Annotated in this window: 11 protein-coding genes; 6 read left to right on the top strand and 5 right to left on the bottom strand. The window is 41.5% G+C overall.

Annotated features, from left to right (window positions below; translation table 11 throughout):
• Positions 1 to 27: 27 nt before the first annotated feature.
• Entirely contained in the window at positions 28 to 873 is an 846-nt protein-coding gene (locus GSQ19_RS02040; RefSeq protein ID WP_011321128.1) for an alpha/beta hydrolase, read from the bottom strand.
• Between the two features lie 140 nt (positions 874 to 1,013).
• On the opposite strand from GSQ19_RS02040, the gene GSQ19_RS02035 reads away from it, so the two are divergent.
• Entirely contained in the window at positions 1,014 to 1,958 is a 945-nt protein-coding gene (locus GSQ19_RS02035) for a lysophospholipid acyltransferase family protein (RefSeq protein ID WP_011321127.1), read from the top strand.
• A 143-nt stretch (positions 1,959 to 2,101) separates the two neighbouring features.
• Here the strand turns inward: GSQ19_RS02035 and GSQ19_RS02030 are convergent, their stop codons facing one another.
• On the bottom strand, positions 2,102 to 3,640 hold the full coding sequence (locus GSQ19_RS02030) for a hypothetical protein (RefSeq protein WP_011321126.1): 1,539 nt from the start codon (positions 3,638 to 3,640) through the stop codon (positions 2,102 to 2,104).
• A 267-nt stretch (positions 3,641 to 3,907) separates the two neighbouring features.
• On the opposite strand from GSQ19_RS02030, the gene GSQ19_RS02025 reads away from it, so the two are divergent.
• Positions 3,908 to 7,084 carry an alpha-mannosidase gene (locus GSQ19_RS02025; protein WP_011321125.1) on the top strand — a complete coding sequence of 1,059 codons (3,177 nt, stop codon included), beginning with the start codon at positions 3,908 to 3,910 and terminating at the stop codon, positions 7,082 to 7,084.
• A gap of 87 nt (positions 7,085 to 7,171) precedes the next feature.
• Here GSQ19_RS02025 and psbN read toward each other — a convergent pair whose 3' ends face one another.
• A complete protein-coding gene (gene psbN, locus GSQ19_RS02020) occupies positions 7,172 to 7,303 on the bottom strand; it encodes a photosystem II reaction center protein PsbN (protein WP_010995021.1) in 132 nt (43 codons plus the stop codon).
• A gap of 85 nt (positions 7,304 to 7,388) precedes the next feature.
• Between psbN and psbH the strand changes: the two genes are divergently transcribed.
• From psbH to pth, 3 genes are all read left to right on the top strand, one after another.
• On the top strand, positions 7,389 to 7,577 hold the full coding sequence (gene psbH / locus GSQ19_RS02015; protein WP_010995020.1) for a photosystem II reaction center phosphoprotein PsbH: 189 nt from the start codon (positions 7,389 to 7,391) through the stop codon (positions 7,575 to 7,577).
• Between the two features lie 426 nt (positions 7,578 to 8,003).
• Positions 8,004 to 8,276: a TatA/E family twin arginine-targeting protein translocase gene (locus GSQ19_RS02010; protein WP_011321124.1), complete on the top strand. Its 273-nt coding sequence runs from the start codon at positions 8,004 to 8,006 to the stop codon at positions 8,274 to 8,276.
• 36 nt (positions 8,277 to 8,312) lie between these two features.
• Entirely contained in the window at positions 8,313 to 8,954 is a 642-nt protein-coding gene (gene pth / locus GSQ19_RS02005) for an aminoacyl-tRNA hydrolase (protein WP_011321123.1), read from the top strand.
• Positions 8,955 to 9,198: 244 nt separating this feature from the next.
• Here the strand turns inward: pth and rpsU are convergent, their stop codons facing one another.
• Positions 9,199 to 9,375, bottom strand: a complete 177-nt coding sequence (rpsU, locus tag GSQ19_RS02000) for a 30S ribosomal protein S21 (protein WP_011321122.1) — start codon at positions 9,373 to 9,375, stop codon at positions 9,199 to 9,201.
• 432 nt (positions 9,376 to 9,807) lie between these two features.
• Between rpsU and GSQ19_RS01995 the strand changes: the two genes are divergently transcribed.
• Positions 9,808 to 10,026: a hypothetical protein gene (locus GSQ19_RS01995; RefSeq protein ID WP_011321121.1), complete on the top strand. Its 219-nt coding sequence runs from the start codon at positions 9,808 to 9,810 to the stop codon at positions 10,024 to 10,026.
• Between the two features lie 58 nt (positions 10,027 to 10,084).
• Here GSQ19_RS01995 and GSQ19_RS01990 read toward each other — a convergent pair whose 3' ends face one another.
• Positions 10,085 to 12,637, bottom strand: coding sequence for an nSTAND1 domain-containing NTPase (locus tag GSQ19_RS01990; protein WP_011321120.1), 2,553 nt, complete (start codon positions 12,635 to 12,637; stop codon positions 10,085 to 10,087).

Below are 12,637 nucleotides of genomic sequence, written 5' to 3'. Positions count from 1 at the left end.
GGGAAGCAGGGGAAGCAGGGGAAGAATTTATGGCAAATGATTTTCTAGCCAGTTTTCTAGGTCAGCCAAGACTTGTTGGTAGTTGAGGTCTGCTTGTAGGTCATGATAGGCTTCTGGGTATTCGATGCGTAACTTATCTGAACAACCTACGTATTTGTAAAAAATTGCTCCGCCTTCGGGTGAGGCGATGCGATCGCTGCTACCGTGAAGAATCAGCAGGGGGATTTGCCAGTCAGGTGCATGAGCATGAATCCAGGCGACAGTGGCAAAATATTCTGTGGCTAAACGGGCGCTACCAAGGTTATGGCGTAGGGTGTCTTGAGCATAAGCGGCTACAACTTTCTCGTCTCGTGAACCTGCACTGAGGTCAAGTCCGGTAGTTAAGGAGAAGCGCGGCCATATTTGCGAAAGCAATTTACCTACAAGTAGGCGGAATTTCGACACGCCGACTTTGCCTATGGCTGGTGCTAAGGCGATCGCACCTTGTAATTTTGCGACTTCTTGGGGACAGCGTAAAATATAGTCGCAGACAACTACTGCACCTAAACTATGCCCTAGTAAAAAAATTGGGTATTGGGGCTGCTGGGTCTGGATTAGCTTTAAGAAAGCACTCAAATCCCCGCGAAAATCAGCCCAGGCGTTGATGTGACCACGCTGTCCAGGCGATCGCCCATGACCGCGTAAATCTAAGCCATAAACGGCATATTCTTTGGCTGTTAGATGGTTGACGATATTGCTATATTTATCGCTGTGTCCTCCCAGTCCATGCACAATCACCAAGATGGCTTTTGCTGTGCCTTTTGGATACCAATTCTGATAATAAAGCTCAAGTCCATCGACACTTTTAAATACGCCTTCGTTGTGGTAGACCATGAATTAATTCAAAATTCAAAATTCAAAATTAAGAAATGCAAGCTAAACAAACATTTTCTTTACTAGCTCTATACAATTTAAATAATTATTAGCTGATCAAACGTTTTTTTCACAAATCTGCTCAGTCAGGCTTAAATAAAGTGAAATCCAACGACCAGCCAGAAACTATTACGCGAACAGAAGTCTTACCATCTCTAACGACTGCAACTATTAAGCGGGTACAAGAAGGGGTGGCGGCAGCAGGCGATCGCTCAGTGCGTGAGATAATTGCTAAAACTCTGGCTGGATTGGAAGCTAGGCATGAAGGGCAGATGGAACCTAGAGTTGATGCGGGGATACGTCGTTTTGTATTGCGATCGCTCATTCATGCTATCTTTCGGGTACGCGTCGAAAATTTGGAAAAAATTCCCCAAACATCGGCTATTATCGCAGCTAATCATCTGCACCATCTCGACCCTCTGCTGCTGCTGGCGGAAATACCCACCCAACCCCACTACTATATTGTGGGCGACGCTCGTACCCTCTACAACAAATGGTGGAAGCGTTTTATCTTGGGTTTTGCTGGAGGGGTGATTCCCTTAGCCAGGATATGGAAAGAAGAAATCGCCGTCATTCAAGCAGCTAAAGCAGGAAGACAAGACCTGACAGAATTAGCCCAAACCATTGAGGAAACTGTACCAACTGGGGGAGATATACCTACACTGCGACAGATAGACCGCATTGTTTTAGGGATTTTAGCCCAAGGGGACGGGATGATTCTTTTTCCTGAAGGACGACTGGGAAATGTGGAGGGTAAGTTACATCTCCCCCTAAAACGAGGGACTGTGATTTACGCCTTAAGGGCTGGCGTACCCATAGTACCAATAGCTTTAATCGGTACTCATGATTTGTGTTGGGGCAAAGAATTAACTGTTCGGGTTGGTGAACCTTTGTATTTTGACCAAACTAACAGACCAAACCGCCAAGAAGTAGATGTAGCGTTACATAAGTTGCAAGAAGCAATGCAGGATTTGTTACCCACAGATTATCAGGAACCAACAGGCTCAAAACTACTGCGACATTTTCTTAACCATATGTTGTGGTGAAAGTGTATATCTTGTGCGTGTGAAACTAATTAAATTGGTGGGGATTGGTAATCGGTCATTGGCAATAGCTAATAACAAAAATTAACAACCCATTACCCATTACCCATTACCAAAAAATCATAACCTCACTAACTAATTAAGTTTTATTTACCCCGCAACAGACCTTGCAAAAAGTAAAAAATATTTGTCAATATTTGTTCTATCCAGAGAATAGCGCGATCTAACCATTCCAGAATATATTCTAGGAGGTGCTTTTCATAGCCTAATACGGTCGCTGTCGTTTCTATCCAGTCTGGTTGGGCTTCTGCTTGGTTTGCGTCGGGATAAGGTTGCTGTTGCGAGAGATAGGCTGGGATTTGTTTTGTAGAGGAAACTTTTCTCGACGTGTGTTTTTTCTTTGGTAACAAACTAGAGGTTGATTTTTGCTGTGGTGTAGGCTGTTTTTTCTTTCCAGATAAACCAACCGATTTATGAAGAGGAAGACTAGATTTGATTCTTGATGATTGCATAATCTTTGCTGTAAGATTTTCAGCATCATCATACAAATCAGTCCAATCTAACCAAGGGTCGTTTGTGAAATACTCATGCGGTGACTGATAACTATCAGGTAATTTTTGCTCAAAAAAGCTAGACTCTAGTACTTTATATTTAGGTACACCAAAGAAGTAATTTAGGGCTGCTTCAATTAAAGCCGAAATATTTTGTTTTTGGGTAAATCCACTCTCTGGATTAGCTACTATTTCTTTTCTGGAGTTTAGCTGTTCTTTGCCATAAAGAAAGATGTTGACTTGGGTTTGGGCAACTCGCATTATTTCTAGACTGCGTTGCTGTGTCGGGACTATCGCAGTTTGTTCTAGTTTAGCGATCGCTGCATCTAGTAGAGCTACCATTTTACCTGTGTTCAGTACTCTTTTGGTAATTCCCTCAGCAATTACAGGCGTTTTGCTCATATTTTCGCCTGTCAACTTTGCTAATATACGATTAATTTCAGGTAATAAATGGGCTTGCTGTTGCGCTTCAGTTAATTGCCAAGAATGCCAATATTCAGCCACTTCGCTGAGAATTCTGTCTGTTAATTTGGCTTGTTGCTGCGGTGTCAAAATATCTAGAATCTGGTTCTCAGCGCTGACTAGTACCAACTGACGATTAACTACATCTGAGGCTACTCCTCTAACCATTGGTAGATGGCGTTGGAGTGGGTTTTCTGGAAGAGAAGGGTTAACTTTTGCTAACTTTGCATCTGAAATAGTTAAGGATTGTGAAAGTTTAGGCTTGTTTGGGCGATGGGTAAAAAATTTCCCTTGCAATAACTCCAGAATATTGGCAAATCTGGATGTGGTGGAGGCCGTGATATGGGTTTCTTCTGGTGATAAATATTGGACAGACTCTAATACGCGTTGAATAGGTCTATCAGTAGCTAGGGGAGTTGGGGAAAATAAGTCAGTATCATGAGGCTGTAACCTTTTCCGCAATTCTGGTTCTTTGGTGTATAACTTTTTCACCGATGAATCAGATGACTGCAAAAACATAAACACAGGATAAAGTAGTGCTGACACACCCCACTTAGTCGCAACTTGTAAATTCCGCAAGGTACTTCCCCAATTTTCCGTCAACCGCCGAGATTGCTGGTTGACAAAGTTAAATAATCTGCTTTGATAACGACCAGAAGAACCAGATGACATTGTAGTAATTAATTAGTGTGAGCCTTGTTGATTTTTGAGACTCCCGCCCAACAATATAGATGTATTCAAAATTTAGAATACAGGATTCAGCACAGACATAATAAGCGCCAGAGATGGAAAAGCAAAAAATTCTCAGCTTTACTTTTCTCGTCAAGGATAAAGTAGGAAAATCTAGCCTGCCAACAGTTTTACACAACTTTATTCCCAATTCTGACTTCTGACTACTATCTCAATAATTCTTGTAAGTGCTTTGATTTTAGCGAATATATGACCCCTACCGAATCTCAGTATCAGACAGATTTAATCTCAGACACAATTGAGAAATTACGCAGTTGTTGTCAAGTTAATGTTCAATCTACTTGGTTATACCAGGACTCGAACACAGAAATTACTGGCGTTGCTACATCTAGTATATCCAATTGGCAACCTGTAGAGTTAGATACCAAGGGTAACATTGCTTGGACTGGTGGACAGCAAGTACTTTGGCTAGAACAGAAATTCGTAGTTCCCCAAAATTTACATGATTATCCTTTGGCGGGGTTGTCTTTGCGGCTGTCTCTACTTTGGTGGGCGGACTCTGCCAAAATCTACGTGAATGGGCAATTAGTGCTAGAAGGAGATTTATTTGATTGTTCCCCCAGAGTTTTACTCAGTCGGGAAGTATCACCAGGACAAGAATTTGTAGTGGCTTTGCGGCTGGCGAGTCCTGGTCATTGTGATGGTGCTTTAGTGCGATCGCTCCTTGTCTACGAGTCTACAGATTATAATTATCCTGACCCCGGTTTTATTGCCGATGAGTTAGCAATATTACAGCTTTATTTAGAAAAGTTCGCCCCAGAAAAGTTAAATATCCTCACACAAGCAATCCCAGAAATTCATCCCTCCAACCCAGAATCTCTAGTTACCTTCCGTCAAAACCTGATAAATCATCTCTCTATCAGCGACCCAAAATTTAAAATCTATTTATTAGGTCACGCTCATTTAGATTTAGCATGGCTATGGTCAGTCAGTGAAACTTGGAATGCAGCCCAAAACACTTTTACATCAGTCCTCAAACTACAACAAGATTTTCCCGAATTAATCTTCTGTCATTCCACCCCAGCCCTGTATGCTTGGATTGAAGAACATCGTCCAGATTTATTTACAGCGATTCAACAAGCTGTAGCTGCCAAAAAATGGGAAGTTATCGGCGGTTTTTGGGTAGAACCTGACCTTAATTTAATCGCTGGGGAATCCATAGTCCGTCAGTTACTATACGGTCAACGCTATTTCCAAGAAAAATTTGGCAAACTGACGACTGTAGTTTGGGTTCCCGACACCTTTGGTTTTTGTGCAACCCTACCGCAATTTTTGGCGAATGCAGGTATTGAGTATTTCGTGACGCAAAAATTACGATGGAACGATACTACTAAATTTGATTATGGGGCTTTTTGGTGGCGATCGCCTGACGGTAGTCAAGTATTAAGTGTTATGTCTGCAACCATAGGCGAAGGCATTGACCCCATCAAAATGGCAGCCTATTCTCTAGAATGGCAAACCCAAACCTGCTTAACTCAATCTTTATGGCTTCCTGGTGTCGGTGACCACGGCGGCGGCCCCACCCGTGATATGTTAGAAACCGCCCAACGCTGGCAAACTTCACCATTTTTCCCAGACCTAGAATTTATCACCGCCGAAAAGTATCTCCAGCAAATTCAGTCAACGGTCAATGGTCAACAGTCAATAGTCAATAGTCAACGGTCAACATTTCCTATATGGAATGATGAACTATATCTAGAATTTCATCGTGGTTGTTACACTACCCACGCAGACCAAAAACGTTGGAATCGGCATTCTGAAAATTTACTATACGAAGCCGAACTATTTGCTACCTTGGCAACTTTTATCTGTGGCGTGACATATCCCAAATCCGACATCGAAACAGCTTGGAAGCAAGTATTATTTAACCAATTCCACGATATTTTACCTGGTTCTTCCATTACCCAAGTATATACAGATGCCTTGCCCGAATGGCAGCAAGTCGAACAAACGGGAACCAAAATATTAAAAGAATCATTACAGGCGATCGCATCTCACTTTACTCTACCAGAGCCACCAAAAACCGATAGTCTACCCATTTTCGTTTTCAATTCTCTCAACTGGCAGCGCTCTGAGGTAGTATCAGTCACCCTACCCCCACCACCACCTAACCAACAATGGCAAGTCTACGATACTACTGGCAAACAAATCATTTCCCAATTAACTGAACCATCAACCATACTATTCCTCGCCGAAGATATTCCCTCTGTAGGCTATCGCCTCTTTTGGCTTTCCCCCACATCGCCCACATCTTCCACATCGCCCACATCTTCCACATCCCTAGACTATATTCTCGAAAATGAACACCTGCGCGTTATTGTAGATCCTGATACTGGAGATTTATCAAGTATCTATGACAAAACTCATCAACGAGAAGTATTGTCTGGTGCGGGTAATCAACTACAAGCTTTTAAAGACAGTGGTCAATATTGGGATGCTTGGAATATCGACCCCAATTATAGTCAGCATCCCCTACCAGCAACTAACCTCAAATCTATCCAGTGGTTAGAACAAGGAACTGTACAGAATTGTCTCCGCGTAGTGCGTCAATTGGGTAAGTCGGAATTTTGCCAAGACTATATCTTGCAAGTCGGCTTACCCCAATTGAAAATCGTTTCTAGAGTCAATTGGCAAGAAAAGCACGTTTTAGTCAAAGCAGCGTTTCCTCTCAACGTTACAGCCGACTTTGCCACCTACGAAATTCCCTGCGGTGCAATTCGTCGCCCGACTCAACCCCAAACCCCGCAGGATAAAGCAAAATGGGAAGTCCCAGCTTTACGTTGGGCTGATTTAACAGCAGAGACAGATGAGGGTCTTTACGGTGTTAGTTTACTGAATGATTGTAAATATGGTTACGACAGTCAACCCCAGCTATTAAGGCTAACCTTACTCCGTAGCCCTACTTGGCCTGACCCAGAAGCTGACACAGGCGGCATACACGAATTTGCTTATACTGTGTATCCTCACGCTGATAGCTGGGAATCAGCCCATACAGTACAAAAGGGATATGAATTAAACATTCCCCTGCAAGTAATATTAAACCCAACTCAACACTTCCAACTCAACACTTCCAAATCAACACCAAACACCAGAGACAAAGCAAGTTTTTTAAATTTACCAGCCGAGAATCTGGTCTTGATGGCTGTCAAACCATCGGAAGACGACCAGCAGCAATTAATTCTGCGCTTTTATGAATCTCATGGTGTGACTACAGAATTATCTTTGCAGAGCGATTTAAAGTTAACCTTGGGTATTCCAGTAGATTTACTGGAACGCCCCATTAGCCAATTCTCATCTGGGCAACAAATCTCCACAATTGAACCTTGGAAAATTGCGACTTTTAAAGTTTTAGAGGTCAGAGGCTAGAAATGGGGTAAGAGGAAGGAAACGAGAGATTTGAGGAGTGAGCGCTACTATTACCTCATTCCTTACTCCCAATTTCCCACACCCTGTTTAGTCTTCATGATCTTCAAAAGGGTCGGACAATTCTCTGCTAGGAGGGCCAAAAGCGGTGTAAATCCCATACCCAGTCACAGCAACGAGAGCAGCACCGACAGAAATGATAAGAACTATTGCGGGTTCCATAAGTGAGTTATAGATGATGAATGTTATTCTTATAGAATATTACAGAAGATTAAAAAAAGCTTTGGCAACTAATCTTAGGTGAACTATGGCACAACGCACTAGGTTGGGAGATATCCTGCGACCTTTAAATTCTGAGTATGGTAAAGTGGCTCCAGGCTGGGGAACTACCCCTGTAATGGGTGTTTTTATGGCCCTGTTTCTTGTGTTTCTGCTAATTATTTTGCAACTCTACAACAAATCAATCTTGATTCAAGATGTCAGAGTTGGCTGGTAGCTATCAACACACAATAACCAAGCTAACTAATTAGTTAGTCTACACCCGGCCTATCCGGGTTTTTTTGTAGTTAGGACTTATGCGCCTAGATTTTCCGTTGAGACAGGGTATAAGGGTGTAAAACATTTATTTTGAATTTTGAATTTTGAATTTTGAATTTTTGGTGTTCCCTTAGTCGTGAGTACAAAAATACATTTGTTTTTTTGTACTTAACCGTTGACAATAATTGCAGATTACGTTAAGGCTCCTGCCTAAGTTCTATTTGTGGTTGGTATACCGAAAACGTTACTCTTGAATAAGAATAATGATAGCTTTTTGAATATAGTCTCTAAAAAAGGGTGGTCAGGAGTAGGGTGAAAAATTCTACCTAGTCCCCAATACCCAATCACCAGTCCCCAAGCCCAAACACTTAACAGGAGAACCCGCGTGAATATATTTGGTATTGGTTTACCGGAAATGGGTCTAATTATGGTAGTGGCGCTACTCATCTTTGGCCCAAAAAAATTGCCAGAAATTGGTCGGAGTCTGGGAAAAGCAATTCGCGGTTTTCAAGAGGCCTCTAATGAGTTTCAGAGCGAGTTCAAGCGCGAAGCTGAACAATTGGAACAGGCTGTAAAGACGACTGCTGAACTTGAACCCAAGCAAATCGAATCGGTGAAATCTGAGCAAGATAGTGCTGGTTCTTCCCCCGTTATCTAAGGAAGTGCAGCAAGCGGTTGATTGTAAACAAGATAGATGACAGAACCTGTAACGCAACCTGCTTTGGTGATTCCCCAGCTAATTGTTGGCTTGGGGAATCCAGAGCCTAAATATGACCAAACTCGCCATAATATTGGCTTTGCAGCTGTGGATGCTCTTGCTCGTGCTTGGAATATTTCCTTGGCTGAAAATCGCAAATTTCAGGGTCAATACGGTGAAGGTACTGCCCCTGGAGGTGTAAAAATTCGCTTGCTTAAGCCACTAACTTATATGAATCGCTCAGGACAAGCGATACAAGCAGTAACAAGCTGGTATAAATTGTCAGGTGAGTCTGTGTTGGTGATTTATGATGATCTAGACCTGCCTTTGGGTAAGACTCGTCTGCGCTTGTCTGGTTCGGCTGGGGGGCATAATGGTATGAAGAGTGCGATCGCTCATCTTAGCACGCAAAATTTTCCCCGCTTACGTATTGGTATAGGTAAGCCAAAAAATGCCGTGAATGGCGATAACTCAGAAACCGTTTCTCATGTGTTAGGAAAATTTTCTGCCACCGAGACTCAACTCATGTCCCTTGTCTTGCAGTTCGTAGTTGAATGCGTAGAATTGAGTCTCAAACAAGGCGTAGAAAAGGCGATGAATCGCTGCAATAGTTATACTGTCGAGGCTCCTAAATCTTAAAGCAATCTCCAGTTTTTAGGTGTTGAACATTGGTTGGTGGTTAACGACTATGGCTTGTCCAATCCAACCAAAGTCACACCTTATATAAGACTTATTTATCATTCAGATGAGCTACTCACACCCCACATTGGGGTGCAGCACATCTTACTTTTTGATTGTCACAATAGTGGCAACTTACTGTTATTTGTTCTTGGTTCATTTTCTCAAGCAACACCGCCTATGCAAACCAACAAAATAGGTTTATTTAAAAACGGCGCTTGCGTCTCGCTGCCACTGCTTTGCGTTTGCGTCTTTCTAACGGTGTTTCAAAATGCCGATGATACTTAACATCAGCTAATATACCAGCCTTAGAAACTTGACGTTTGAACCGACGTAGTGCTGAATCTATGCCTTCATTTTCTCCTAAAACCACTTGGGTCATGGGTTTCCCTCACTGATAAATAGTATCCATTGTAATAGTAGCCTCAAACTTGCCCAAACTTATTGAGACGAAAACCAGAATAGGAATTTATTTAATTGAGTACGGTTATGGGGAGTTGTTCAGCATAGGATAAGCTACTGTCTAAACCTCATCAATTTGATGATTATGGTTTTGTTTCCAAGTTAAGAATTAGATGACATAAAATTGTCAAACTTCCTTGACTCTGTTGCTTGTATAAAATTTAATCTGACATACTCATAATATTGGGTATAGTCTCATATTGGCTATTGACCTTACAAGTGAATCCTGGGATTTTTGACTACTCCGATGCCCTATGTTCAGTCCCAAGAAGGTAGGTTTATGAGTCTCAGGACAGTGTGTACTTATCGTACAGACCTTTAAGCTGGTGTATATAGATTTGGGGCAATAATCATGAATAAAGAAACTGTTCCGAGCCAAGCTGAAAAGAGCAATCCAGAAGGTGATTCCTCTCAATTAAGTCCAGAAGTGTTGGACATGATTAAACATCCGCCAAAAATGGATGATGTAATTCGAGAACAATCAGCAGATGAAAAACGAGGAAACCAGGCTTTAGTTCCAGAAATGCTAGATGAACCCACCGATGAAATGACCGATTTTTCAAAAGAGTAAACAAAAAGCGGCTCGTACTGTGTGGCTAGAGTCGCTTACAATTAACTAGTGCCGATACTTATTCTTCTTCTAGCAGATATTCGACAAATCTCTCTACTAAAGGCACTTGAAAAGTATTACCTTCTGGAGTCAAGATTTCCTTGCGTGATAGCTTTTTGACTATCTTGCTGTCTTGTGGTGTGGGAGTTTCGCCATCAATGAGACGACGCAGTAAATTGCGATCGCTTTCTTCTAAACTTGTCCATAATTCCCGAAAATATTGATCACCTCGTTCTAGAACGATGGGGATAATATCTTGCACATCCGCGACTGTGGCTTTTGCCGTATTTGGTTGTCGCCTGTTTGCCCTAATATCACGATTTAGCAATTCTACCAACTCGTAACACACCAACTGCACAAGGTAAGGCTGACAGCAAGTAATTTGGATAATCTTATCTACTGCCTCTGGCTCGTAAATATTAGTAAAATCTTCTACTGGCTTGAGAATTAATTCACGGACTTCTGATTCTTGCAGATAAGTCATTCGCAAGGCGCGAGTGTTAATTAAATAATCGCTCCAGTAAGCATCAAGTTCAGATAATAGGTGAGAACCACTGAACAGCAAAATCCATTGTTTTTGATGTTGCAGTAGGTGACGAATAAAGTTGAGTGGCGCACGGCTATTTGTGGCGTTGACTACTTCACTCAAGCGTTCAAATTCATCTAAACAGAGAAGAAATCGTTTACCAGAATGACTGCGTTCTATTTCTGCTAACCAAGTTTGCAGTGCGGGAAAAGGATCTTCATTCAGCTTGCTGCTATCTGGATTTGGTAAGTGTAGTTTGCGGGGTAAGCGTCGTGCAGTATCGATAATTTGTTGGGCTAGATTTTCGGTGAATCCTTTGATGGTGGTGGCTGATGCTGCACCTTGTACATCTATCAGCAAAGGTATGATATCTGAAGTGACTTTATAAGGTAAATATTTCAGTGCGGAAGTTTTGCCAGTTCTTCGTCCACCGTATAGTAACAAAACTGGCGGTTGGTCAGAAAGTGTCAAGGTTTCGATTTCTCGAAAGATGTCAATTCGCCCTTTAAAACGATACTTGGCTGTTTCTGGATCTAGTGAATTACCAGCGATATAAACTTGGCGAATTTCTTGTGATTGTCTTGCTGTTTCCTCTAAGGTACGTTGTGCTAACTGTAAAATGGTTAACCAGCGATCGCTTATGCTGCCAAACTTGGTAGCTAATGAAGCATTTTTACCAAAAGCTAGTGTGTTTTTCAGTTCGTTTAAGGCGCTGATGGGAGGGTTGAGTAATTCATATCGGCGATAGAATGTAGTTGCTTGTTGTGATGCCCTGACACTTTGGCTAATATCTAAAAATGGCGGTAGAACAAAGCCAAGTTCTTTTGGTAGTGGTGAAGGAACCCAAGTTAATTGATTAGCAATGTCTACAATATCTTCTAACCTTTGACAACTATTGAAAATATCAGCAGCAATAGTTAGCATTGCCTGTACTGCTACTTTTTGCTGATTTGTGGAAGTGATCAGGTAATCTATTGTCTCAAGCGCAGTCAGAGAGTTATCTTGGTAAGCCTCGGCAATCATCTGCTCCAAGAAAGGTAGAGGTAAAATAATTAATTCATCAAAACGATGGGGTAGATAACTTAAATATTTTGCTTGCGTTTTAATTTGATAAAAATTAGGTACTTCATCATCCAGAAAGTCGATGCTGAGGTTTTTTTCCTCAGTCATTGAGAATAAAATATCTATTTTAGAGTACAAAAATAGGAGAAATATCCACAATAATTCCGGCAACCATAAGCAAACGCGTAATAGACTGCTAAATACAGAAATAACAAGTACATTAATACTAATTAATACACTCCACTCTACACCTTGTTTCTTGCCAATTGCTATACCTAATACCAAGCATGACATTATACTTGTTAATAAGCCTACGAACACACCTATCGATATACTTACCACTGCACCTAACGTTTTACTTATTTTGCTTGCTATTTCTTCTTTATGTACTCTCTTTTTAAGAAGTGCTACGCTAAAATCTAAGCCCAACAAAATACCAATTGGCATACCTATAAACAAGCTAAATGCCACGCCAATCAATAAAATTATCAGTATATTTAAGGTCATACCTAACGCTACACTAGATACCAAGCTCAACTTCGCACTTAATGCCATGCCTGGTAAAAACTTCAGTATCCAAATAAATATAAAAATTATAAAAAGCCAAATTACTAATTTTTCTTTATCACTACATTCCAGAAGATTTCTTGTAAACCGTCCTAAAAACCAACCCAGACAAAAATTACAGCTTATTAACCAGTCAAATGACTGACCAGTAACCAAAGTATAGATTGGTGCGGCTAGCAACACAGCAAATATGGGAACTACAGCAATTAGCCAGCTAACTTGCTCAGCATAGCGACGCAAATGCGGGTTGGTCGAAAACTCAATCCTTTTGGTAAATGGGTTATCTTGTGGCTTTAGTTCTGGATGGATATCGCGTAGCCAGCGTTCAAAGGTGTAAGGCTTAAAGCAAGACCAGTATAGGAGGCGGACACATTCAGCTACATAATTCCAAAAGGCTGATGTTCGAGATTTACTCAT

The sequence above is a fragment of the Trichormus variabilis 0441 genome (assembly GCF_009856605.1).
Lineage (GTDB): Bacteria > Cyanobacteriota > Cyanobacteriia > Cyanobacteriales > Nostocaceae > Trichormus > Trichormus variabilis.
The sequence above is the reverse complement of the archived record's forward strand: the minus strand, read 5'-3'. Positions and strand labels throughout refer to the sequence as shown.